The following is a 24,333-nucleotide window of genomic DNA, read 5'->3' as shown; positions in this document are numbered from 1 at the left end:
CCTTATTTACCTTGGATTACCAATGTTAAAAATGTAAAAAAAGCCAGCGTTAACGCTGGCTTCTTGAGATTACTGTTTGGCAGAATTAAGTGCCAATAGGACAATTACATGCCTAAGAAAGACTTAGACTTCATCTTACGGATTTCTTTTTCATCAGACCATTCGATAAGGCCTGTTTCTAAATCCATTAAACGCATTGTCATCTTATAGTAGACGTCTTTAGTGCTACCGTCTTGCTTCACTATGCTAGATAAATTGCCATATAACATGTATTGAGCGCCAATTTGACGACCAAACTTGATGGCGGTTGATGGGTCAACCATGCCAGTGTTGTTTTGGTAATCCAGTTGTTTACGGACTGAATCTACTTTAGTCATGTCGATAAAACGGAACTTGCCTGAGCGCAATAATTTGTTACTGATAGAGTCAGTGACAGACTCAGTGTCGATATGTTCTGAGGTTTTGTTTTTGATGCTGTCAACAAATAAAATCGGGCGGTCATTGGCTGTTATTGCCACGATAGGAGGGAAAGTCATCATGCTATCCACCATCTTGGCTGCAATAGCTTGTAGATCCGTCGAGCCAAAGTTCTCATTGACGGTTTCAACTTCTGTGGCATCGCCATATTCGACTTTAGATTGACATGCAGCTAGACCCATAACGGCAGCCAGTACAAAAATCAGTTTAAATTGTTTCATAGTCAGTTCCATTTTGTGATTGTATAAACTTAATGACACACGTCTTATTCAAATACCACAACCGCTAGGCTAAATGATTATTGAATAAATTCGGGTGTAATTACCAGTATCAATTGCCCAGACTAAGGTGGTTTTGCCTGCTGCAACATCAATTTTAGCCGGTGGCGCTTTGTCTAACTGCAAAGTGTATTCACCTGCACTCAAATAACGCCGCCCGATCTGTGCTTGTTTAGGGAGCGTCAGCCAACTACGACGATCTGCTTGTTCTGTTACTACGTTAAAAATCTGCATAGCAATGCTGCCAATATCGGCAGCATTGTTCCCTGGTTTACCACTCTTCTCAATCTGATAGGCCATCTCAGATTTAGCATAGACCCTAGCGACTTGACGAACTAGCGTCGCGGGCAGATCTTCCTTGAGTGCTGTGATGGCTAAGGCATCGATATTGGCAATAGGTTCAGTTTTCAGCACTGTACCTAAACCTTGCACTTGCGTCTCTGGCACAAAAGTATTGTTTGGCATGTAGGTAGCGAGTGACACTGTCTGCCAGTTACCATGGATAGTAAAAGGTACCGTGAGAGCTTGTTTTGCAGGCACAAAGCCGCGCTCGACCATCAAAATCACTTGACCATCTTTGGGATTGGGCAACTTAGCATCGCCCCAACGGCGCTTAAACTCATCATATTGTGGCATGCCGAGTTGCTTGGCGAGGCGGACCAGATCTTGCTGTAAATAGGTGTTATCTGGAGTGATTTGTGCTGCTTTACGATAATCGATATAGGCATCGTTCGGCTCACCCAGCACTTCGTGCAGTACGCCAGTCGTGTAATAACTGTAAGCGTTTAAGAAAGAACTGGTGACTGTGCCCGCAGCTTGTCCTAGTTTGTTAACCTCGGCATCTATGGTGCCGTTTGCCATGGCTTGAACTGACTTTTGTGATTTTTGATAGCGTTCTTGCTCGCTGCTCTGTAGTTCGTTACTGCGACGAACTTCGACTAGAGCCCCCTGATAGTCGCCACTAAACAAATAGTTAAGAGCTTGGTATTGGTGCAGCATAATGCGTTCATACCCAGGGCCTCGGTACGGAATCGCATTGTCGTTTAACACTAAGCTGCTGGCTGTTGCGCCAATGTCACTAACGCTGACTTTGGCCTTATCATCAAAGGCGGTATAAGCATCTACTGCTTGCTGATAATATGTTTTACTGGCAGCAAAATCGCCGGCGACTTGAGCAATTCGTCCCGCTTCTTGGGCATAGAGTAAGCCGTCATTGCCATTGATATTGCTGGCAAGTTTGTCGATATCGGCCATGGGAGTCGCACTATTAAGCTCTTGTTTGAGTGGTTCAATCTGCGCAGGATAATTAATGAAAATACTGTTATAAGCGCAGCCCGATAAGTTTAAAACCAATCCCATTGCCAAGGTTGGTGCAATAAATGCGCGAGAAAAAGGTGTAACGAAGGACAGTTTCATTATTGCGCTTCACCTTTTTTGATGGATTGGGCTGAAATCGCCTGAGTCTGTTCTGGCATAAGTGAACGCTCGAGTAATGTGATCCCTTGAAGGTGATCAAATTCATGTTGAAAAATCCGTGCAATAAAGCCCGTTAATTCGGTTTGTTGCCACTCGCCTTGTAAATTTTGATAGCGTACTTCAATGGCTTGATGTCTTTGTATCGTAAATCTTTGCCCCGGTACAGATAAGCAGCCTTCTTCTCCGCTGACCAACTCGCTTGATGCATTAATGATTTGCGGATTAACCACGACCACAGGCGCCATATTAGGAGCGTCGGGATAACGCTCATTAGGGCGAGAAGCCATAATAAATAAGGCTAAAGGGCTGTGAACTTGGGGGGCTGCGATACCAACGCCATTGGCAGCGTCCATGCTGGCAGACATTTGCTCGGCAAGATGCACGAGCTCTGCATCGAAATGGTGCACTGTTATTGCAGTCTGCCTTAGAATGGGTTCACCCACTAACGCTATGGGTAATAGAGTTGGGGTTTCTTTTGGCATTAAATGTTTAAACATCGCATTCCCTGGATATTTTGCAGTAACTGTTTTTTTAATCAAAGTTAATATCTAAAGCGTCAGTGTTAATAATGTGGTGGTGGCGTTTCTTCAGCCTGAGTCGCCATATAACTCGGTTCCATGTCCTGCAACTTACCAATTAACATGTGAATTTGGTGTTGCTGGTGAGCCACCAGTCGATTTAATTTGATGACCTCTTGGTTTAATTCTTCGACTGTGAGCTCTTGAAAAGCCAATTTGGTTTCTAGATCTTCAATCTGTGCTTGTACGCCTTGCATGGCTAACCTCTATTTCTGCCAAGTTTCAACTAAGCCTTGGCTACTGATACTAACGACTTTATTGGTATCTCGAATTGCCACAGAGTATACAACGGCTCCTCGATTTTGGCTGTTTTTAGTGAGTGCAACCTGCCATTTTTCAATTTGTTTACCCGAGTCACGTTGCCAGAGTATAACTTCCCGCGCTGGCGTACCTGTTAATATCTGGCTGTCTTGTTTGATAAACCTCACCGCTGAAAAGTTCATTTGACGACGGGTAATATCCAGCTTGTTTAATAGCTTACCGCTTGTGTTATCCCAGATCTTTGCTTCATCTGTGCTGCCATTGGTAAAACTTAAACTACCACTGTCGTTGAGTGCCACTTTGGTTATACGGCTGCCGAGTGTCCACGTATGAAGCGGTTGGCCAGTTTGTGCCTGCCAGAGAATCGCCTGCATATCATTTGACCCCGTTAATGCTAATCGGCCATCAGCAGAGAGGGCAACACTATTGACGCGCTCTTTATGTCCAAGAAATTTGATTAAGGCAGATTTTTCGGCATTAAGCGACATGACTGAACCATCATTTAAACCAATAAGTAGTGCGCCATTATCGGCTACCGCGACACTTTCACCGGATGAAGGTAAGGACCACCAGCCCAAAGGCTTACCGTCGACTATTTTCCACATAGCAACTGAATCTCTGCTTAACGATGCTGCAAATATCCCGTTGGGAGAAATCGCTGTACCTGTGACGCCAGTATTAATATCGCCATGTATCCATTGGTATTTGAGGGTGTGGGTACTGAGATCCCAGCATTGAACTCCACTACTTTGAGTGGCAACTAAGGCGAATTGCCCATTACTTGATAGGCTCGCGCTATAGCTGGGCTCTGTTGTGAGAACACTGATATCTTCTGCTTTGGGGTGGCAAGCGATTAGAAAAACTGTGCAAATTACCAGCAGTAGATTTTTCTTCATGAACTTGCTCCCTAAGTTGTTGTCTTTAGACTTGATCAAGTGACATTAATCACTGTTAACCCATAAAGAATCTAGTTGGTATAACCGAGATAACTAGTATAAAGTTGTCACGCTTAGGTTATTGTAACCGCTTGAGGATGCTGAGGAAGCTTTAATGAAATCGATTTATAAATTATCGTTAGTTGCATTGGCTATTATTGGCCTATCTGCTTGTAATCAAGAAGAAAAAGCAGCTACGAGTACAAATGTTGAATTAACGACTGAAGCTCAAAAAGAAGCTTACAGTGTAGGCGCTTCAATCGGTCGTTATATGTCTGGCCATATCAAAGAGCAAGAAGAATTAGGCCTGCCAGTTGATCGCACTCTGATCGTCACTGGTTTCACTAATGGTCTGAATGACCAATTAAGTTTAACCGAAGAAGAAATGCAAACCATTCTTCAAGGTCTAGATAAAAAGTTAAACGATAAACGTCAGGAACAAGCAACAGCGATTTCTGCGAAAAATATCGAAGATGGTAAAAAATTCCTTGAAGAAAACAAGGTTAAGCCTGGTGTAGTGACAACTGAGTCTGGCTTACAATATGAAGTATTAACTCCAGGCACGGGTGAAAAGCCTGCCGCAGAAGACACTGTAGAAGTGGATTATGTCGGTACTTTACTTGATGGTACTGAGTTTGATAGTTCTTATAAACGCGGCGAAGCGGCTAAGTTCCCTTTGAATCGCGTTATTCCAGGTTGGACTGAAGGCGTGCAATTAATGCCTGTTGGCGCTAAGTACAAGTTTGTGATCCCATCGGAATTAGCCTATGGCGTACGTGATACTGGTACTATTCCACCAAACTCTACGTTGATTTTCGAAGTTGAGTTGAAATCAATCGAGAAAGCTTCTGCGGCGCCAGTAGCTGAACCTGCTAAAAAGTAATTGATTAGCTGCGACGTGTAATACGCCGCAATTGAAAATACCGCTCCTAAATGAGCGGTATTTTTTTGTCTGTAAAATTCACATTATTGTTTTAATATTGAGCTCACTATCTTACAGCCGTTGGTTCTCAGACTGGCTCTATGTTTCATTTTTATACCCATTATCAACATTAATCTGCTGCAATAACCAAGGGTACCCATCATCAACTTTAGAAGTTTGATTGTTATGTTTATTTCAAAATAATGAATGCTAAATTAAGTTTTAATTATATCCATTACCTTTTAAGGACCCGTGTTCCTTATATTTTATTAGGTATTGCATACCGAATAATATCATCAAAATATCACATTAAAATATTGATTGTTATTTGAGCAGGACACTAAATACTTTGAGCTTATGTGTATTGATCTTACTATTTGTTTTTACATGGCTAATACTTTTGATTTACCATCCTGTTCTGTCAGGTGAACAGTGAAGTGTCTATAATTAGTTACTCATCAATGTGTTACATTGGCAATGTGCGATCTTGCCCTCTTTTTTTACGCATTCAACTCTGAAATAATCGGCTCGCACGTTAATAGAAGTTAGCGGCAATATTATAATAATGGGGTTGATGATATGGATAATGTTAATAAATTAACGGCTATTTCTTTAGCTGTAGCAGCGGCTTTGCCTATGATGGCAAGCGCAGATGTGATGATCACCGAATATGTTGAAGGTAGCTCAAATAATAAAGCGATTGAACTGTATAACAGCGGCGATACGGCAATTGATCTCGCGGGTTATAAACTGGTTCGTTATAAAGATGGTGCTACTGTTGCGTCGGATATGGTGGCTTTAGGTGGTCAAACTATTGCGGCAAAATCGACAAAAGTTATTTTAAATACTAGCGGTACTATTACTGTTGCTCAAGGGGTTGATAGTTACTCTGGTAGTTTAAGTTTTAATGGCGGTGATGCAGTTGCCTTAATGAAAGATGATGCCGTCATCGATATTATTGGTGATGTGCCGACGCCAACGGGTTGGGGATTAGACGTTACCTTAAAACGTAAATTAGATGCGTTAGTGGCGAATACAGTATTTAATGCCGCCCAGTGGGAACAATTACCTAAAGATACCTTCTCTGGTTTAGGTTCTCTAGAAACGCCTGCTGAGCCAGAAGTGCCGCTCTTTAGCTGTACTGGCGCTAAAATTGTGCCTATTTATCAAGTACAAGGTGCGGGCGAGTCGAGCCCATTTGTACCAGCAGGGGCATTCGAATCTGAAGCCGAAGTGACTGTGCGTGGCGTAGTGACTGCCCGTGGTGAAAGCTTGTTTAAAGGTTTTTACTTACAAGAAGTTAAGGGTGATAACTCACCGTATACCTCTGATGGTGTATTTGTATTCTTAGGTGAAGCTGCACCTGAAGCGATTCAACCAGGGGTTGAAGTGTGTGTGCAGGGTAAAGTGAAAGAATACTTTGGCCTAACTCAAATCGATATTAAAGCCGATAAGAAATTTGATGTTGGCGCTAAGGGTGAAGTCCCTGTTGTCGCACCTTTCTATGTGGCCGATGGCGAAACCTTAGCGCAAGCATTAGAGCGCTATGAAGGCATGAATGTGGCCTTAGATGCGGGCAGCGATCTTAAAATCAGCCGCACCTTCAGCTTCGACTATGCGGGTAGTCGCAATAACATGCTAGTGTCATATCAAGCACCTTTGATGAAGCCGACACAGCTGTATCCAGCGCTTTCTGCTGAAGCAACGGCATTAGTTAAATCTAACCGCGAGAACCAACTCTTTATCGAATCCGATTACAAGCCTGCCAATGGTGTTATTCCATACTTCCCTGATTTCAATGTGGAAACGGGTTACATCCGTGTTGGCGACCAACTGACTAACCTGCAAGGTGTGATTGGTTACAGCTACGGCGCTTATCGTTTAGTGGCGACTAATACTATTGCAGCGGGTGATTTTATCCGTGGTGACGATAGAACCGAAGCCCCAAGTGTTGCAACTAAGGGTGATCTGCGCGTGGCTAGCTTTAACGTGCTGAACTTCTTTAACGATGTTGATGGTGGCGATACCAACCCATCAGGCAGTAACCGTGGCGCTCTAACGCTGGAAGAAATGGTGCTACAACGCACTAAAATCGTTAGCGCTATTACCGCCATGAACGCCGATATCGTCGGTTTGATGGAAATTGCTAACAACGGTTTTGGTGAGAAGAGTGCGATTAAGGATTTAGTCGATGCACTAAATGACAAGCAGACGCCTGAAAACGCCTATAGCTTTGTTGAAATTACCGATGCTGATAAGTATGACGGCAAGTACTTTGGCACAGATGCGATCACTGTCGGCATGTTATACCGTGGTGGTAAAGTGACTTTAGCGGGGGCCGCACAAGTTATCGGTACTCCAGAACAGCACGCCAGTGCTGGCAGCGTGACTCGTACTAAAGATGGCAAAACTGAGGCTAACCCTGGCAATGATGCTTATCAACGTCACAGCTTAGCGCAAACCTTTAAAATCCATGATGAGTCTCTGACCGTAGTCGTTAACCATTTGAAATCTAAAGGCTCAGGCTGTTTAGAAGATTGGGCTAACTTCGAAGAGTCAGTTGATCCTGCCGATCAACAGGGCAAGTGTAATGCTTTCCGCGTATCTGCAGCCAAAGTCTTGGGTGAAACGCTAAAAGACGTGAAAGGCGACTTACTGATCATCGGTGATATGAATGCCTATGGTATGGAGGATCCTATCCGTGTACTAACCGACTTCGATGCGAGCAAGTCAGAGCGTGACATCCTGACCGCTTCGTGGACGACGCTCGACGGCAAAGTGTTTGAGCGCCAAGGCAGCAAGATTGAAAAAGGTTATGGCTTTATCAACTTGAACACGAAAGCCCACGGTGCAAGCACTTTCTCTTATAGCTATAACGGCGAGTTAGGTAACTTAGATCATGCTTTAGCCAATGCTAGCTTAGCCAAACGTTTAGTGGATATTGAAGATTGGCACATCAACTCAGTGGAATCTAGCCTGTTTGAATACGGTAAGAAGTTCTCTGGTGATCTGGTTAAATCTGAAAATGCTTTTTCTGCATCGGATCATGATCCTGTGATTGTTGCTTTAAGTTATCCTGCGCCAGTAGTGCCGCCAAAACCTGAGCCAAAGCCTAAAGATGATGGCGGTGCTTTAGGTTATTTAGGTTTAGCACTGATGTCCTTGTTTGGTTTGCAGCGTCGTCGCCGTTAACCTGTATATGGGGTTAACTCACAAGTGCAATTTGTGAGCTAGACTGAAACAAAGGGATGGTTAACCATCCCTTTTTTATCTCTTTTTTTCAGTTTTTATTAGGAGTGAGTATGGATACCACCTCAAATCCGCTGAAAACCATGAATATCAAGGCGCCACTGTGGTTTTACTTTGTCGCAACGCTCAGTTTGTTGTGGAATATCATGGGGCTGATGGCTTTTGTGATGCAAATGACTATGACGCCAGATGCACTCGCACAGATGAGCCCAGATCAAATTAAACTCTATGAAACGACGCCAATTAGGGTTGATGCTGTGTTTGGCTTTGCCGTGGTTTCAGGGGTTCTAGGATGCCTATTATTGTTATTCAGAAAATTAATTGCTTATAAAGTGTTGGTCGCCTCGCTTATCGCTATTTTGTTGCAAATGACCTATGTATTTTGCATTCAGCAAGCGGCTGTGGTGCTAGGAGCTGACGCGTTAATTATGCCAAGTGTAGTCGTGGTGTGGGGATTATTTCTTGTCTGGTTTAGTCAGCTAAGTACCACTAAATCTTGGTTAGCTTGAGCCTTATTTTTGCTGATATTGATGTGACCAGCTAAGAGTAAACTAGTTGAACTTCATCCACTTCACAGTAAACTGCTGATTGGTTTTATTGACTAGGAAGTTGCAATGAGTATTTGGTTTAGAGCTGTAACGTTAGAGGATTGCGCGCGTTTAGACGCCGGTATGGGTGGCAAAGGCACCTTGATGCAGACTTTAGGAATTGAGATCAGTGAGATTGGCGACGATTACATGAAGGCCACTATGCCAGCCAGTCCGGCGGTGCATAACCCTTTGGGCATAGTGCATGGTGGCGCGAATGTCGCGCTTGCTGAAACCGTTGCCAGCTATGCGGCAAATTTCGCGGTGGATTTTGAGCAGTACTATTGTGTCGGTCAAGAAATTAACGCTAACCACTTACGGGCTTCCCGTAATGGGGTATTAACCGCTACGGCTAAGCCTATCCACTTAGGGAAACGCAGCTCTGTATGGGAGATTTTAATCCACAACAGCGCGGGTGAACTGACTTGTATTTCACGGATGACGGCGGCTGTCGTTAAACGCTAAATGCAATGAGCCAGCTTATTGCCTGTGGTGTGAATGGCGTATCAATCGTTTGATTTAAATAATATATAGATAAGGATTGGATATGGATAACGCTACAATTTGGGAATGGGTTGGTTATTTAGCTTCAGTGGTCGTTGCAATATCACTGATGATGTCAAACATTAAGAAACTGCGCTGGTGGAATCTCATTGGTGCGGCTTTATTTGTGGCTTACGGTGTGGCAATTGGGGCTTATCCTGTTGCCTTAGTTAACTTTTTTATCGTGCTGATTGACACTTATTATTTGGTTAAGCTTTATCGTGAAGCCGACTTATCCAGCAGTTAATGGCAGTGTATCAGCTTAACTCCGCTTTCTCGCACCGCACTTCGCTCCATTGTCCTGAGCAGCTATTTGGTTTTTCAACAGCATCTTAAGTGATGTGAGCGGACCATTGGCTGTGAGTCTGTGTAATTCATTAACTGTCTTGCCAAACTTATCTTTAATCTTTTTTTTAGATTGTATGAATCTAGTTTAATCGTTTTATTCTCAATTGGTAATTCTCTATTCTTGCTCTATCGACAACACGTCGCCAGCCAAGGAGATAAACCATGGCCACCATTTACGATTTAATTGAAACCTGGTTAACCAGCAATCAAGACTAAGGAGCAGGGCATGAGTCAACAACATCAAACAAGTCAGTACTTAACGAGCCAAAATGGCGCCCCAGTGGCCGACGATCAAAACTCACTGTCGGCGGGTGAACGTGGTCCTCTGCTATTACAAGATTGGCATTTAATTGAAAAGTTAGCCCATTTCAACCGTGAGCGTATTCCTGAGCGTATCGTGCATGCCAAAGGTACTGGGGTTTACGGCACATTTACGCTGACTAAAGATTTAAGCGATTACACCATTGCTGACCATTTCAATGGTGTTGGTAAGCAAACCGAAACCTTTATTCGTTTCTCAACCGTAGGTGGAGAAATGGGTTCTGCCGACGCAGAGCGCGATCCACGTGGCTTTGGTTTACGTTTTTATACTGCCCGTGGTAATCACGATATCGTGGGTAACAATACGCCGACCTTTTTCTTGCGAGATGGGATTAAGTTTCCGGACTTTATTCATACGCAAAAGCGTAATCCTAAGACAAACTTAAAAGATCCGCAGGCCATGTGGGACTTTTGGTCATTGAACCCTGAAGCTATGCATCAAGTGACCATTTTGATGTCGGATCGTGGTATTCCGGCGAACTACCGTCAAATGCACGGTTATGGTTCACACACTTTCTCGCTGTGGAATGCCAAGGGCGAGCGTTTCTGGGTGAAGTTCCATTTTAAATCGCAGCAAGGCGTGGTCAACTTAACCAATGAACAGGCTGATAAATTAAAAGGGATTGATCCCGATTCATCGCAGCGCGATATGGTGGTTGCTATTACTGATGGTAACTTCCCGCGTTGGACGGTTAATGTGCAGATTATGCCTGAGGCGGATGCCAATACTTACCATATCAATCCATTTGATTTAACTAAGGTTTGGCCGCATAGCGACTATCCATTGCTTGAGATTGGTGTATTAGAACTGAATCGTTTGCCACAAAATTACTTTGCTGAAGTTGAGCAAGTGGCATTGGCACCTAGTAATTTGGTCCCAGGCGTCGGGGCTTCACCAGACAAGATGTTACAAGCGCGTTTATTTGCCTATGCCGATGCGCAGCGTTACCGCATTGGTGCTAACTACAACCAATTGCCAGTAAACTGCCCGCATGCCGCTAAGGCAAATCACCATCAACGTGCAGGTGCGATGGCGGGTACACAATGTCCTTATCATGGCAGCCAAACGGGTGGCGACGCTTCGGCAAACTATGGCCCGAACAGCACTGCTGATGCCTTGGTTGAGCCAGTAAACTTTAGTGAACCACCATTGCGTTTAGAAGGTGAAGCTGCGCGTTACAGTCGTTATAACCAAGACGATTATACCCAAGCGGGTAATTTGTATTGCATCTTCTCTGAAGCTGAGAAAGCGCGCCTAGTGGCAACAATTTCGGGTTCATTAAGTCAAGCGAGTTTAGATGTGCAGCAACGTATGGTGGCGCATTTTACTCAAGCCGATGCGGATTACGGACAACGTATTAAACTGGCATTAGGTCTTTAAACTATTGCTGTTGCGAATGTTTGAATAATAGTAGAAACGATAAAACTGAGTAGAAAGCCTCTACTCAGTTTTTATTATCAGCGACAATAATATTAACATTCTCGTTAATGTGCTCTTAGGCCGCGATGAGTGCCGCGTTAGGGCTATTTAGCTGCTTTAACAATCCAAATGCTTGCTGCATTTTATCCTCGGTTACGATAAATCCTATAAATGTTTCATCCACGTCGAATGCTTTAATACAGCTTCCTTGAGCATCAATATCGACTTGCCAGCGATGGACGCCATTCACTGTTATACCGCTGAGCTGCATAGGTAACAGTGGCGTTTTCATTTTAATGAGCATGGCGGGAAAATTCACTGCTGTCGGTTGGTTCAGTAATGTATTCGCCAGCGCATTGGCGCTCAGTAACGCAGGTTGTAAATAGGCCCTATTTTGGCCGTTGATTTGGGCGCAATCACCTAGCGCATAAATATGGGCGTCGTTGGTTTGTAAGCATTCGTTAACGACGATACCTTTATTGACCTCTAGCCCCGCATGCTGGGCAAGTTGACTGTTAGGGATCAGTCCGGCTGCACAGATAACCGCATCACAAATAAACCGCTGGTCATTATCTAGGCACACAGAGATACTGCCATCTTGGTGTTGCAGTTGGCTGACTCGGGTTTGCAATTGCACTGTGACGTTATGCTGCGTTAGTACAGCGGTCAGTTTGTGGCTTAACATTTCGGGTAGCATATTCGGCATTAAGCTCGCTTGTGGATCGACCAAAAATACTTGCTTACCCGCAGTTGCTAAGTCCATTGCCAGTTCAACTCCGACCAAACCCGCACCGATAACCAGTACTCTCCTCGCACCATGGATGTCTGCTTCGCAGGCCTGATACTCCCTTAAGCTGTTAACTGTGTGGATGATATCGACGCCATCCCCATCTATAGGCGGAATAAAGGGTCGTGCACCCGTGGCAAGCACTAACTTTTTGTACGCAATTTCGCGTCCTTGATGGCAACAGACTACCTGACGAACTTTATCTATTTTTATGACTTCACAGTGATTTATTACATCAATTTGTTGTTCATGTGCAAATTCAGTCGCGGTCAATTTTATGAGGTCTGACGCCATTTTTTTAAGGCTAAACACATGGCTTAAATCTGGTTTATGGTATTCGTCACCAGAGTCGGCTGTGATAACTGTAATCGGTTGTTCGCGGTTTAAACGTCGCAGTGTTTTGACTAGCTGATATGCCGCGAATCCACTGCCGATAATGACGATTGGCTTAGGCATTAGTCACCTCATTTTTTATGACAGCGAAAACGCTTTTACCTAGGCCACATTCGGGACAGAGGAAGTCTTCGGCCACTTGAGTCCAAGGTGTGCCAGCAATGACATTTTGATTAGGTTCTCCTTTTTCAGGGTCGTAAATCCATTGGCAAACGGTGCAAACCATTGATTGTGTATCATTTAATTCGCACGCTTTTGTTGCAATCGGTGCTGTCACAGGGACGTTATTAGTAGCAGTATTTTCAGCTGTTTGACTGGCCGTGGTGGCTTGGCTAGGTTTTGACATGACTTGATTAATGATAGAGCGACTATTAGCGCTATCAAGGGGCCGCAATGCCCATTCTCGCGCGATTCGCTGGCCGTGCTGACGGCATTCTTGCATCGCATCTCGATCGGGACGCCATTTGACTTTTAATCCCACCGAGGTTTCAAAACCAGCATCCATCAAACGAGTGTGAATTCTATCGACTGCGCCGCCATTCCAGCCATAACTACCAAAAGCTGCCGCCTTTTTATTGCGAAAACGCAGGCCCGTGATTTCTTCAAGCATGGCGGCAATTTTAGGCATCATCACATTATTCATGGTGGATGAGCCGACTAAAATACCTTTTGACCTAAATGCCTGTGCAAGGATTTCGTTTTTATCATGACGTGCGACGTTATACACTTTTACCGCTACATTGGGGTCAACATCATGGATACCTTGAGCAATACCGTCGGCCATCATGCGAGTATTATTGGACATAGAGTCGTAGAAAATCGTGATGCGGTCTTCTTGATAAGCGTCGGCCCAAGCTAAATATTGGTGAATAATTTGGGCTGGATTATCACGCCACACAATGCCATGTGAAGTTGCGATCATATCTACAGGTAAATTAAAGCTTAATACTTCGTGAATTTTAGCCGTCACTAGGCTGCTAAAGGGCGTTAAAATGTTTGAGTAGTACCGTAGGCATTGTTCCATTAATTCATTTTGATCAACCTCATCATTGAATAAATGTTCGTCGCAATAGTGTTGGCCAAAGGCATCGTTACTGAATAAAACCGCATCTTCGGTGAGGTATGTCATCATGCTATCTGGCCAATGCAACATAGGTGCTTCGATAAATATCAGTTGCTTACCATTGCCTATCGCTAAACTATCCCCTGTTTTTACGGTAATGAAATTCCATTCTGGGTGGTGGTGATGTCCTACAATGGAGTCGACCGCATTTTCACTGCAGTAAATTGGAGTGTTAGGAATTTTGGCCATTAATGCAGTCAGGGCGCCTGAGTGGTCTTCCTCTGCATGGTTCATCACAATATAGTCTATGTCGGTTAGATTAATTTCAGCTTCAAGATTTTGTAAGAATTGCTGGCTAAACCGATGATCAACTGTATCAATTAACACGGTTTTTTCTTCACGGATAAGGTAGCTATTGTAGCTTGTGCCTTTAGTTATCTTGTACTCAGTACCATGAAAATCTTGCACTTCCCAATCGCGTTGACCCACCCAGTGGATATTGTTTTTTACATGAATAGTCATAAATACACCTGTGATAATTAATAATGAATGCGCTACGTAAATCTTGCTTACTTAGTTAAATATCTTATTGCACTCACTATGCCAACATTCTAACGTGTTGATTTTTATTGGTATTAACGTATTTCAACATTTGGAATCACTTATTGGTGTCATAATGACAATTTGATATTGGTCAAATTGACATTACACTGTTGTCAATATGACTTTATTTGACTGTGGATGTGCTATGAGTGCCCATGCTGATTTAACTCAGTTAGCCTTAGATTTAACTGTCGGCGTGTCGACGCAAGACAGATTTGAGCGTTTGTTGGCAGTGGTCAGGCGGCGTGTCAATTGTGATGCTGCGGCATTATTGGCATTTCGGGAGCAGCAATTTGTCCCCTTGGCGATAGATGGGCTCTTTGCCGAAGTGTTAGGGCGGCGCTTTCAAATTAGTGAACATCCGAGATTAGAGGCTATCGCCCGTGCTGGCGATGTGGTTCGTTTCCCGGCCGACAGTGAACTTCCCGATCCGTATGATGGTTTAATTCCACATCATAGTGCGAACTTACATGTACATGCTTGCATTGGTTTACCACTAATCGCGAACGATCGCTTAATTGGGGCGCTCACCATTGATGGTTTCAACCCTCATCAGTTTGATGGTTTTAGTGATAGCGAGTTGCGTGTGATCAGCGCACTGGCCGCAGCCAGTCTTAATACTGCGTTATTGATGCAACAGCTAGAATCCCAAGTTGTTGAAGTTTCCAATGGAACTGAGGTGCTCAATCGTCCTGCTAGTCAGCAGGAGATCATAGGGCAATCCACACAGATCCAATCGCTAAAGCAGCAGATAAGTGCCGTGGCAGGCACTGATTTATCGGTATTAATTACTGGCGAAACTGGCGTGGGTAAGGAGTTAGTAGCCGCGGCGATACATAATCAATCGACCAGAGCCGATAAATCACTTATCTATTTGAACTGCGCTGCATTGCCGGAGTCCGTCGCCGAAAGCGAGTTATTTGGGCATGTAAAAGGGGCATTTACGGGGGCAATCAGTCATAGGCAAGGCAAGTTTGAACTCGCTGACAAGGGGACCTTGTTTTTAGATGAAATCGGGGAGCTTCCCTTGGGGCTGCAAGCTAAGTTATTGAGGGTTTTACAATACGGTGAATTACAGCGAGTGGGCAGTGATAAGAGCCTAAAGGTTAATACTCGGATTATTGCCGCTACTAATCGAATTTTGCACCAAGAGGCAACGGAAGGGCGTTTTCGTTTCGATCTTTACCATAGGTTGAGCGTATTTCCTATCCACGTAGCACCATTAAGAGAGCGTGGGCAAGATATTGTTATGCTGACAGGTTTTTTTCTTGAACGTTGTAAAGCGAAGTTAGGACTCACCCATATCAATATCACACCCGCAGCGCAGCAGTTATTAGAGCAATACACATGGCCGGGTAATGTGCGTGAGCTAGAGCATGCGATACACAGGGCTGCGGTGTTGGCGAAAGCCGAGCTAAAAACGACTTACATCAGCTTAAGTAATAAACATTTTCAGCTCGATTCTTTGATGAATCAAGCACACAGAACAGTCGACGAAGATAGGCCATCAGATGCTGCAACGCCAGCCAGTGAATTAGCATTTAGGTCTGAGTCGGCCTGTCGTGAGGGACAATCGCAAGATAATTCCAGTGTTATGCTGGGGCTTAAGGCTGCGACTGAGAGATATCAGCGTCAACTTATTCGCCAAGTTTTAGCCGCGAATCAACAAAATTGGGCTGCGTGTGCAAGAATATTGCAAATCGATACAGGTAATTTGCACCGACTTGCAAAACGGTTAGGTTTAAAAGAATAAAATATTGCGTGAAGAAATTTTATTCTGCAGCAAAACCCCTGCCTCGATTCTTAGAAGAACAGGGTCGCGACACCCAGTAGTGCGAACAATACGGCGCAGCCACGGTGTATCCACAACATAGGCAATTTTTCGGCGCTGAAGTGGCCTGCGATCACTACGGGTACGTTAGCAAGCAGCATGCCTAAGGTTGTGCCAGCAACCACCATAGTTAATGAATCGTATTTTGCAGCTAATACCACAGTGGCGATTTGCGTTTTATCCCCCATTTCGGCGATAAAAAACAGGATAAAGGTGGCGAGAAAGGGGCCCATTTTATAGAAACGGCTCTCTTCTGCATCGACTTTATCGGGGATTAACACCCAAAGAGCGATCGCAAAGAATGACGCAGCCACTAAATAACGTGCAAGATCAGGGCTTACCCAGTTAATCGCCCATTGGCCAATCCAAGCTGCGGCAAAATGGTTAAATAATGTCGACAGCAAAATACCTAAAATAATGGCGGTTTTATTTTTAAATCTTGCGGCGAGGATTAGTGCAAGCAATTGAGTTTTATCACCAATTTCGGCGATAGCAACCGTAAAAGTTGAGGCAAGTAGGGCTTCCAAGTGTGATCCTTTAGGGGTGGTTATGACATAAGCACAATAAACCGTCCACCCCTAGGTGCGGTCATTGTGCTCAGGTCTTGCTGGGCAAATCTATGATTTGCTGTGAACACCATGGCATGTTGCCAAGTATGTTGATGTTCACCCTAGATGACGATGGCTCGAAATCCAGTTAGCTACTCCCCCGAAGCGAGGTGGGCATTATACCTAGGTAAGATTTAGTTTCAAGCACGAGTTTATAACAGTAGGTGCTGATAAATGTTTGACAGGTGTCAGAAAAATACCGATCCACATTCTGTAACTTAATGAATATAAATGAATTATTTTTTGACAACGTTGTCTTTTGTTGCTAATTTAGCCAAGTCATTTCTACTTAGTTACATACTGTTAACTCGTAGTGACTCAATGATAACGACTGTATTTGGCAAACTAATTGAAAAGTTAGGACGCAAAGCTTCCGGTCTAAGGTTGTAAATGGATTTTTTAGTGAACTAAGATAGCGGAGTTGCCGCAGAATTCGATTTCTGTGAAAGATAAACGACTGCTGTTTAATGCTGTTGTTTGCCCAAATACCACTTTTATATCTAAGCCTATCATTATGTTTAGGATGATAGGCAATCAATGGAGTGCATTAAAGTGGCAAATCCTACTGTTTTTTCCCCTATTTCTAAATTGAGTTTATTGGCCGCGGCAGTAATGGCGACGAATGCGTTTGTGAGTATCTCTGCGCAGGCGCACGGTTATGTTGTGGCACCTGAATCGCGTTCATATGCCTGTAAAACAGGTAAAAATGCCAATTGTGGCGCGGTGCAATGGGAGCCGCAAAGTGTTGAGGGGCCATCGGGTTTTCCTGAGTCAGGTCCTGCTGATGGCAAATTGGCGAGTGCTGGCAATGGTGCTTTTTCACCTTTGGATGAACAAAGTCCGAGCCGTTGGGCAAAGACGGATATTAAAGCGGGCTGGAATAAGTTCAGTTGGCAGTTCACAGCAAACCATGTCACCCGTAATTGGCGTTACTATTTAACTCGCCAAGATTGGAACCCAAACCAAGCTTTGAGCCGAGCGAGCTTTGACTTAGCACCCTTTTGCGTAGTTGATGGTGGTATGGAACAGCTGCCTAAGTTAGTGACCCATGACTGCTACGTGCCAGAAGGTCGCAGTGGTTATCAAGTGATCTTGGCCGTGTGGGAAGTGGGAGATACGACGAATAGTTTCTACAATGCTATCGATGTGAACTTGGGCTCGGGTCCTATTGTGCCGAGTGAATGGCAAGATGTGGGGGATATCAATCCGTCACTCGCTCTAAAAGCAGGCGATAAAGTGATGACCCGGGTGTTTGACGCCAATGGTGAGCAAGCGGCTAAGCAAACAGTCATTACCATTAGCGATGCGACTCAAGGTGATAAACAAAATTGGCCTTTCCTATTAGCGAGCGCGATTAATGCCCAGCAGGCCCAGTTAAAAGCGGGACAAAAAAATGCATCGGGTGTGATTGAGCCTGTGTATGGCAAAAACGACATTTTTACAGCGAAAAACTCAGGTATTGAGCGTGTCGAAGTGGGATTTGATTTAGCTCCTGCTCCGGGCAACAGCTTAGAAGTCACTTCACTTGCCGACGATTATCAAATTATCGATGGTGCGGCGAAGGTCAGCTTTGATGTAACCAGTAACGCTGAGATGCTAGTGTCAGCGTATTTGTTTAGCCACGATGGCACAGCGGCAGGTTTTGTGAGCCAAACTGTTAACAATACCAGTGCTAGCTTAGTGTTAGACGTCGTTGAGCCTAAAGCTGGGCATTATCATTTGCAGGTAAAAGCTGAGCCTAAACAAGGTGATGTTATTCAGCAGAACTTTGATCTCTTCTTAAAGGATCAAGCTCCTGCACCAGAAGCTGATTTTGTATTCCCAGCAGGCGTGAAAGGTTACGTTGCAGGTACTACAGTGTTACAGCCTAAAAATGGCAAAGTGTATCAATGTAAGCCATTCCCTTATAGCGGCTATTGCGTGCAGTGGTCGGCTTCTGCCACAGGATTTGAGCCAGTTGTTGGCGCTTCTTGGGCTATGGCGTGGACTGAGCTGTAAATTAACTTTTTGAGCTAACCTAGCTTCAAAAAGGTGTCATTGGGCTTAAACATATCCGTGTGTTTAAGCCCATATTTTGCATGCTCTCGATGGTGAAAGATGCGCTTTACCTCGGTTTAAGCTCAATGCTGCATCCCATATATTCTCAACAAAGGTAGCGATTTTGTTGGCTTGTATATTTTCGTTTATCACAGCGCTATTAAGTTGTTACCGTACCGTTTGCTACCCTTCTTTGTTCACAACTGGCTTGCCCACTGGGTTTGGCTCTGTTAATGTCCCAAACTATCTATTTAATCGATGCTTATATCGGTACATTAATTTGGGCTATCACAATTGAAAGTCATGCCATTTTTCAATAATCGATTTAGTTAGCCTCAATGGCTACTGGGTTGAAACATTCAAAAGCTATTGGGGCCAATTGATCTGCTAGGTCGAGATCTGATTGGATGCTTTAAGTGATGTGTCGCTTATTTCGATTTAAGACGCAAGGCTTTATCGGTTCAAATCTTACTCAAATAAAATAATAATTAATTATTGAACAGGACTATTGTGTGAATTCAAAAATGTTAGGCTCGATCGCCATCGTTGCCGGGACGGCCATTGGCGCAGGTATGTTAGCGTTACCTTTAGCCACAGCGGCTTTAGGTATTATCCCTGCTTTAGTGTTACTCGTCGTTATTTGGGGCGTGTCCGCCTATACCTCATTACTTATGCTCGAAATTAACTTACGCACTGGCGTGGGGGATAACGTGCATGCTATTACGGGTAAGTTACTGGGTAAAAAAGGTCAAATAATTCAAGGTGCTTCTTTTCTGAGTTTATTATTTGCCTTGACCGCGGCTTATCTCACCGGCGGCTCTTCGTTATTAGTGCTTAAAGCGAAGAACATGTTCGATATCGTGCTCGATAATCAAGTCGCAGTGTTGTTATTTACACTGGTGCTCGGTGGCTTTGCGGCGCTAGGTGTTGCTTGGGTCGATAAAGTTTCACGTTTCCTATTTTCGTTAATGATTCTATTGCTCGTGGTGGTGGTATTATTTTTATTGCCCGAAGTCAGTATTGCTAGCATGGCAACTGGCGCGATTGCCGAGTCTATGACCAGCAATTGGATGGCGGCAATTCCCGTGGTGTTTACTTCGTTTGGTTTCCACGTCTGTATCGCCACTTTAGTGCGTTATCTCGATGGCGATGCGGTATCACTGCGTAAGGTGTTGTTAATCGGTTCGACTATCCCACTTGCTTGTTATGTTCTGTGGTTATTGGTGACTTTAGGCACCGTCGGCGGATATGAGGTGAATAGTTTTGAAGGTTCACTACCTTCACTCGTCACGGCATTACAGGATATTGCTCATACACCTTGGATCAGCAAATGTATTTCATTATTCGCTGATTTAGCTTTAGTGACCTCATTCCTCGGTGTGACCTTAAGTTTATATGACTTTATCGCCGAATTAACTCGCGCCAAAGAAACGTTTGCCGGCCGTATTCAAACTTGGTTACTGACCTTTATTCCGCCTGTTTTGTGTGCCTTGTATTTGCCTGAAGGCTTTGTGGCGGTACTGGGATTTGCGGCCGTACCATTGGTCGTGATGATCATCTTCTTGCCAATTGTTATGGCACTGCGTCAACGTCAGTCGCAGCTTGGGGGTTATCAAGTGTCTGGCGGATCTGTTGCATTAGTCATTGCTGGCTTGTTAGGTGCCGTGATTGTGGGTGCCCAGCTATTTGTTGGGATCTAATTCATTGCGATAGGTGAGGCTTTTTAGCGAACGCGGCAGGGTAACTTTGATTAAATGTATTTGCTTTGTAAGCGAGTTTTTCAGAGTCTGTTATAGAGAGTGTCGCATGTGATAAAGTCAGGCCCCGGCCTGACTTTTTGCTTTTTAGGTTTTAAAGCGAGTGATGCTGGGTTTTAGCACAGTTATTTAAAATTAAAACAACGCTATTAAAACGAGAAAATGGCCCAGCTTGCGCGTGGCTTCATTCACATAAAACGGACTTAACACAATGAAAAAATGGTTACTCACAGTTGCCGTGGCCGCTAGTTTTGGCGCACAGGCTGACGAAGGTATGTGGCAGCCCCATCAACTGCCTGCTATGGCTGATGAGCTGAAAGCAAAAGGCCTTGAAATTGATGCAAAATCGATTTCTAAACTCACCGAATTCCCGATGAATGCCGTGATAAGCCTCGGCGGTTGCACTGCATCATTTGTATCGCCAAAGGGCCTAGTCGTGACTAACCATCACTGTGCCTATGGAGCGATTCAATACAACTCCACTCCTGAGAAAAATCTGCTGCAGGATGGTTTTTTAGCTAAGACCTTCGCCGATGAATTACCTGCGACCCCTGGCTCACGTGTCTATGTGACTGAAGATGTCACTAATGTCACTGAGCGAGTTAAAAACGGGCTTGAAGGTAAAGTGGGTAGCGCCTTCTATCAAGGCGTTGAAAGCCAAGAGAAAGCCTTAGTTGCTGAATGTGAAAAAGAAGATGGTTACCGTTGCCAAGTGTATAGCTTTCACGGTGGTCTCGAATATTATCTGGTTAAACAACTGGAAATCCGTGATGTGCGTTTAGTCTATAACCCAGCCGCGAGCGTGGGTAAATACGGCGGCGACGTAGACAACTGGATGTGGCCACGTCACACAGGCGATTTTTCTTTCTACCGTGCTTATGTATCTAAAGCGGGTAAACCCGCAGAATTTAGTGCTGACAACGTGCCTTATGAGCCAAAAAGTTTCTTAAAAGTATCGGCTAAAGGCGTGAGTGAGGGGGATTTTGTGATGGTGGCAGGCTACCCAGGTCGCACCAACAGATATCGCACAGCCACTGAAGTTCAAAATGAGTTTGAGTGGGCTTATCCCGAAGGCAAAATGCTGCGTGAACGCTTTATAGAGATCATTAAAGAAACCGCGCCAGAGGGCAGCGACGAGCGTATTAAGTACGAGAGTCAAATCGCAGGTCTGGCAAATTACGCGAAAAACTTCACTTCTATGATCGAGTTTTACGGCAAATCAACCATGTTGGCCGACCGTAAAGCCCTCGAAGCTAAGCTGGCGGCGTGGATAGCCAAAGACAGCAGTCGTGAAGCGAAATACGGTAAAACCTTAGCGGAATTAGATGCCTTGATTGCCAAAGGCAAGACGCATCAAGAGCGTGACATGATCTTAAGCTACATAGGCAGCACGACTATGTTGCCGACGGCGCGCAGCTTATATCGCCTCGCGAACGAGAAACAACTGCCAGATATGCAGCGTGAACCGGGCTTCCAAGATCGTGATATGACACGTCTAAAAGCCAGCATGGAGCGTATTGACCGTCGTTATGCGCCAAGCGTTGATAAAGCGGTATTGCTCGACATGCTAAAACGCTACGCCGCACTGCCAGAAGACCAGCGCCTACCCGCATTGGATAAAGCCTTTGGTATCGATAAAAAGTTTAGTGAAGCTAAGCTTTCGAAAACCTTAGATAAAATGTACGCCAAAACTGAGTTAGGTAAGAAAGATGTTCGTCTGGCGTGGATGGATAAATCCGTTGCCGATTTTAAAGCCTCTAAAGATCCTTTCATTCAATTCGCTGTCGCTATGTATGACACAGATATGGCTGAAGAAAAGAAAGAAAAAGAACTAGCGGGTGAACTAATGAAGGTGCGTCCGCAATATATGGATGCCATTATTGCTTACAACCTAGAGCAAGGTAAGCCAGTGTATGCCGATGCTAACTCAAGCTTACGTGTCACGGTTGGTCATGTGAAAGGCTACTCGCCAAAAGACGGTTTAGTGGCTGTGCCATTCACTCGCCTTGAAGGCATAGTGCAAAAGGACACAGGTGTTGACCCATTCGATGCACCAAAGAAAGAGTTAGAGCTGATTAAGCAGAAGCAATATGGTGATTTCTATATGAAATCAATAGATTCTGTACCAGTAAACTTTTTATCAACTTTAGATACTACTGGCGGAAATTCTGGCTCACCGACCTTAAACGGCCGCGCTGAACTCGTCGGCCTATTGTTCGACGGTGTGTATGAAAGCATTATCGGCGGTTGGGCATTTGATAACGAGATTAACCGTTCTATTCATGTCGACAGCCGTTATATGCTGTGGGTAATGAAGTATTTAGATCATGCCGACAATTTATTAGCTGAGATGGAAATCGTTAAGTAATCCATTGCCGCATCTTGAATACTGTGGCTTAGGACGATTTAGATGAGCTGCATTTAAGCGTGTTTTTGTTCGATTAGCACGCAGGAATTACAAGACAATAAAATAGCGATAGACTCATAATGTTTATCGCTATTTTTTATTCCTAGAGCGCAGTAACTTTAGGTTCTAAATTGCTTTAGTAACCCCTCAATCATCTCCACTTGTTCTTCCAGATGTTGCTGTGATGTTTGTGCTAACTCTCCCGCTTGCTGATTTATTTTGGCTTGTTTTAGAATATTTGAAATGCTGTAAGTTATATGTGCCATCTCTTGTTTTTCATCTTCTGAAGCGCGGGCAATATCTCCATTCATGATTTTTATTTGATCAACAACGCGGATGATATCTGCAAACGCATCAGAAGTTTCTCCGATCCGTTCTTTTATCATTAACGCTTGCTTCTGTGCACTATTCATTACATCTACAGCTTTAGCTGAACCGGAAGATAAATTCGTGATGATGATTTCAATGGATTTGGTGGATTCCTGTGTCCTCGATGCAAGGTTGCGAACTTCGTCCGCGACTACGGCAAAACCGCGCCCAGTTTCTCCTGCACGCGCGGCTTCAATAGCTGCATTGAGTGCTAGCAAGTTGGTTTGCTCTGCGATACTTCGAATAACATCTAACATGGCGCTGATATTTTGACTGTCGGCAACCAAACTTGAAATGACTTGTGAGGCTTTATCTACCTCACTGGCAACGAGAGCGACTCCTTGTTGAGCCAAAACGACAATCTGATTACCTGTATAAGTGCTTGAGACTGCTTGTTCAGAGGCTTTATTTGCACCCTCAGCGGAGTCACCTACTTGATTGAGGGAGTGAGAAATTTTTTCTACTGCATCTGCAACTTGAGTTATTTCTTGTAACTGTGCGCCAGCAACCTGTGAACTTGTGGTAATGGACTGGCTTATTTGCGTGCTAGCGGTGATGAGAGAGTGATTACTGAGTTGGACTTTACTAATCAAGGCTTGTAATTTTTGTATAAACCCATTAAATGCGTCAGCTAAGCGTCCAACTTCAGTTTCTGCATTGGCATTGGGTAATCGCACTGTTAAATCGCCAGACCCTATGCTTAAATCAGCCAACTTATCCGTTACTACCGCTATCGGGGTCAATATTAATTTGATCGCCATGAAATACACAAATACAGCGACAAGCACTGAGGCGATAAAACCTAATATTAACTTTGTGTTTGCACTGGTAACAATGCAGGGGCTGATTACACTTTTTGACCAGTTCCAAAAATAATCTCTTCTCTGAAGTCATCACTCCAACATGCTCGATTAAATTTTTGAGTTTGGCTGGTTTTAGCTGGGTGTAATTTCACCAGATTTAAGGCCCAGCGGCGTAAAATGGCCAAGATACTGGCGCCATCTTCATCATACATTTTCTGCTTATCTTCTTGAAATAGCTTATCTAAAAGCCAATGTTGATTATTTTCAGTTTGCCAATGAG

Annotated in this window: 19 protein-coding genes, 1 pseudogene and 1 riboswitch; of the genes and pseudogenes, 10 read left to right on the top strand and 10 right to left on the bottom strand. The window is 44.2% G+C overall.

Annotation, left to right across the window (positions count from 1 at the left end; translation table 11 throughout):
* Positions 1–104: 104 nt before the first annotated feature.
* The 5 genes from lpoB to L5M71_RS12800 form a co-directional block, all read right to left on the bottom strand.
* Entirely contained in the window at positions 105–698 is a 594-nt protein-coding gene (gene lpoB, locus L5M71_RS12820) for a penicillin-binding protein activator LpoB (protein WP_173246506.1), read from the bottom strand.
* Between the two features lie 69 nt (positions 699–767).
* Positions 768–2,171 (bottom strand): COG3014 family protein, encoded by a 1,404-nt coding sequence (locus L5M71_RS12815; RefSeq protein ID WP_263141758.1) that lies wholly within the window; start codon positions 2,169–2,171, stop codon positions 768–770.
* Positions 2,171–2,728: a peptide deformylase gene (def, locus tag L5M71_RS12810; RefSeq protein ID WP_168824914.1), complete on the bottom strand. Its 558-nt coding sequence runs from the start codon at positions 2,726–2,728 to the stop codon at positions 2,171–2,173. Before def ends, L5M71_RS12815 begins: the two co-directional genes overlap by 1 nt.
* Before the next feature lie 65 nt (positions 2,729–2,793).
* Entirely contained in the window at positions 2,794–3,006 is a 213-nt protein-coding gene (locus tag L5M71_RS12805) for a SlyX family protein (RefSeq protein ID WP_263208160.1), read from the bottom strand.
* Positions 3,007–3,015: 9 nt separating this feature from the next.
* Positions 3,016–3,966, bottom strand: a complete 951-nt coding sequence (locus L5M71_RS12800; RefSeq protein WP_263208158.1) for a WD40 repeat domain-containing protein — start codon at positions 3,964–3,966, stop codon at positions 3,016–3,018.
* Between the two features lie 154 nt (positions 3,967–4,120).
* Between L5M71_RS12800 and fkpA the strand changes: the two genes are divergently transcribed.
* The 6 genes from fkpA (at position 4,121) to katB (ending at position 11,356) form a co-directional block, all read left to right on the top strand.
* Positions 4,121–4,888, top strand: coding sequence for an FKBP-type peptidyl-prolyl cis-trans isomerase (fkpA, locus tag L5M71_RS12795; RefSeq protein ID WP_105250047.1), 768 nt, complete (start codon positions 4,121–4,123; stop codon positions 4,886–4,888).
* A 618-nt stretch (positions 4,889–5,506) separates the two neighbouring features.
* The gene (exeM, locus tag L5M71_RS12790) at positions 5,507–8,119 is read left to right on the top strand and encodes an extracellular exonuclease ExeM (RefSeq protein ID WP_263208155.1); all 2,613 of its coding nucleotides are present in this window, start codon (positions 5,507–5,509) and stop codon (positions 8,117–8,119) included.
* Positions 8,120–8,229: 110 nt separating this feature from the next.
* Positions 8,230–8,685 (top strand): hypothetical protein, encoded by a 456-nt coding sequence (locus L5M71_RS12785; protein WP_263208152.1) that lies wholly within the window; start codon positions 8,230–8,232, stop codon positions 8,683–8,685.
* Between the two features lie 105 nt (positions 8,686–8,790).
* A complete protein-coding gene (locus tag L5M71_RS12780) occupies positions 8,791–9,228 on the top strand; it encodes a PaaI family thioesterase (RefSeq protein ID WP_028761594.1) in 438 nt (145 codons plus the stop codon).
* A gap of 82 nt (positions 9,229–9,310) precedes the next feature.
* On the top strand, positions 9,311–9,553 hold the full coding sequence (locus L5M71_RS12775) for a YgjV family protein (RefSeq protein ID WP_028761593.1): 243 nt from the start codon (positions 9,311–9,313) through the stop codon (positions 9,551–9,553).
* Between the two features lie 327 nt (positions 9,554–9,880).
* On the top strand, positions 9,881–11,356 hold the full coding sequence (katB, locus tag L5M71_RS12770) for a catalase KatB (protein WP_263208150.1): 1,476 nt from the start codon (positions 9,881–9,883) through the stop codon (positions 11,354–11,356).
* A gap of 115 nt (positions 11,357–11,471) precedes the next feature.
* Here the strand turns inward: katB and norW are convergent, their stop codons facing one another.
* Positions 11,472–12,638: an NADH:flavorubredoxin reductase NorW gene (gene norW / locus L5M71_RS12765; protein ID WP_263208147.1), complete on the bottom strand. Its 1,167-nt coding sequence runs from the start codon at positions 12,636–12,638 to the stop codon at positions 11,472–11,474.
* Positions 12,631–14,160: an anaerobic nitric oxide reductase flavorubredoxin gene (gene norV, locus L5M71_RS12760; protein WP_263183299.1), complete on the bottom strand. Its 1,530-nt coding sequence runs from the start codon at positions 14,158–14,160 to the stop codon at positions 12,631–12,633. The genes norW and norV overlap by 8 nt, the downstream gene beginning before the upstream one ends.
* A gap of 226 nt (positions 14,161–14,386) precedes the next feature.
* Here norV and norR point away from each other — a divergent pair, with 226 nt between their 5' ends.
* A complete protein-coding gene (gene norR / locus L5M71_RS12755) occupies positions 14,387–15,994 on the top strand; it encodes a nitric oxide reductase transcriptional regulator NorR (RefSeq protein ID WP_263192011.1) in 1,608 nt (535 codons plus the stop codon).
* A 50-nt stretch (positions 15,995–16,044) separates the two neighbouring features.
* On the opposite strand, the gene L5M71_RS12750 is transcribed toward norR, so the two are convergent.
* Entirely contained in the window at positions 16,045–16,599 is a 555-nt protein-coding gene (locus L5M71_RS12750) for a TMEM165/GDT1 family protein (protein ID WP_131524629.1), read from the bottom strand.
* A 410-nt stretch (positions 16,600–17,009) separates the two neighbouring features.
* Positions 17,010–17,109, top strand: a riboswitch (cyclic di-GMP riboswitch).
* Positions 17,110–17,232: 123 nt separating this feature from the next.
* Between L5M71_RS12750 and gbpA the strand changes: the two genes are divergently transcribed.
* The 3 genes from gbpA (at position 17,233) to L5M71_RS12735 (ending at position 22,842) form a co-directional block, all read left to right on the top strand.
* Positions 17,233–18,678, top strand: a complete 1,446-nt coding sequence (gbpA, locus tag L5M71_RS12745) for an N-acetylglucosamine-binding protein GbpA (protein ID WP_263208145.1) — start codon at positions 17,233–17,235, stop codon at positions 18,676–18,678.
* A 563-nt stretch (positions 18,679–19,241) separates the two neighbouring features.
* Positions 19,242–20,417 carry an aromatic amino acid transport family protein gene (locus L5M71_RS12740; protein WP_173248682.1) on the top strand — a complete coding sequence of 392 codons (1,176 nt, stop codon included), beginning with the start codon at positions 19,242–19,244 and terminating at the stop codon, positions 20,415–20,417.
* A gap of 268 nt (positions 20,418–20,685) precedes the next feature.
* On the top strand, positions 20,686–22,842 hold the full coding sequence (locus L5M71_RS12735) for a S46 family peptidase (RefSeq protein ID WP_198572959.1): 2,157 nt from the start codon (positions 20,686–20,688) through the stop codon (positions 22,840–22,842).
* 158 nt (positions 22,843–23,000) lie between these two features.
* Here L5M71_RS12735 and L5M71_RS12730 read toward each other — a convergent pair whose 3' ends face one another.
* Positions 23,001–24,011 carry a methyl-accepting chemotaxis protein gene (locus L5M71_RS12730; RefSeq protein ID WP_263208142.1) on the bottom strand — a complete coding sequence of 337 codons (1,011 nt, stop codon included), beginning with the start codon at positions 24,009–24,011 and terminating at the stop codon, positions 23,001–23,003.
* Positions 24,012–24,097: 86 nt separating this feature from the next.
* Positions 24,098–24,333, bottom strand: a pseudogene (locus L5M71_RS12725) (ISAs1 family transposase); the annotation flags it as partial.

The organism is Shewanella sp. SW1 (assembly GCF_025653545.1).
GTDB lineage: Bacteria > Pseudomonadota > Gammaproteobacteria > Enterobacterales > Shewanellaceae > Shewanella > Shewanella oncorhynchi.
The sequence above is the reverse complement of the archived record's forward strand: the minus strand, read 5'-3'. Positions and strand labels throughout refer to the sequence as shown.

Excerpts from the sequence above, each read along its gene's own strand:
- L5M71_RS12780 (WP_028761594.1), top strand. The coding sequence starts at position 8,791 with ATGAGTATTTGGTTTAGAGCTGTAACGTTAGAGGATTGCGCGCGTTTA.
- L5M71_RS12815 (WP_263141758.1), bottom strand. The coding sequence starts at position 2,171 with ATGAAACTGTCCTTCGTTACACCTTTTTCTCGCGCATTTATTGCACCA.
- lpoB (WP_173246506.1), bottom strand. The coding sequence starts at position 698 with ATGAAACAATTTAAACTGATTTTTGTACTGGCTGCCGTTATGGGTCTA.
- def (WP_168824914.1), bottom strand. The coding sequence starts at position 2,728 with ATGTTTAAACATTTAATGCCAAAAGAAACCCCAACTCTATTACCCATA.
- katB (WP_263208150.1), top strand. The coding sequence starts at position 9,881 with ATGAGTCAACAACATCAAACAAGTCAGTACTTAACGAGCCAAAATGGC.
- L5M71_RS12800 (WP_263208158.1), bottom strand. The coding sequence starts at position 3,966 with ATGAAGAAAAATCTACTGCTGGTAATTTGCACAGTTTTTCTAATCGCT.
- L5M71_RS12735 (WP_198572959.1), top strand. The coding sequence starts at position 20,686 with ATGAAAAAATGGTTACTCACAGTTGCCGTGGCCGCTAGTTTTGGCGCA.
- fkpA (WP_105250047.1), top strand. The coding sequence starts at position 4,121 with ATGAAATCGATTTATAAATTATCGTTAGTTGCATTGGCTATTATTGGC.
- L5M71_RS12730 (WP_263208142.1), bottom strand. The coding sequence starts at position 24,011 with ATGGCGATCAAATTAATATTGACCCCGATAGCGGTAGTAACGGATAAG.
- norR (WP_263192011.1), top strand. The coding sequence starts at position 14,387 with ATGAGTGCCCATGCTGATTTAACTCAGTTAGCCTTAGATTTAACTGTC.
- L5M71_RS12740 (WP_173248682.1), top strand. The coding sequence starts at position 19,242 with ATGTTAGGCTCGATCGCCATCGTTGCCGGGACGGCCATTGGCGCAGGT.
- L5M71_RS12785 (WP_263208152.1), top strand. The coding sequence starts at position 8,230 with ATGGATACCACCTCAAATCCGCTGAAAACCATGAATATCAAGGCGCCA.
- exeM (WP_263208155.1), top strand. The coding sequence starts at position 5,507 with ATGGATAATGTTAATAAATTAACGGCTATTTCTTTAGCTGTAGCAGCG.
- norW (WP_263208147.1), bottom strand. The coding sequence starts at position 12,638 with ATGCCTAAGCCAATCGTCATTATCGGCAGTGGATTCGCGGCATATCAG.
- L5M71_RS12805 (WP_263208160.1), bottom strand. The coding sequence starts at position 3,006 with ATGCAAGGCGTACAAGCACAGATTGAAGATCTAGAAACCAAATTGGCT.
- norV (WP_263183299.1), bottom strand. The coding sequence starts at position 14,160 with ATGACTATTCATGTAAAAAACAATATCCACTGGGTGGGTCAACGCGAT.
- L5M71_RS12775 (WP_028761593.1), top strand. The coding sequence starts at position 9,311 with ATGGATAACGCTACAATTTGGGAATGGGTTGGTTATTTAGCTTCAGTG.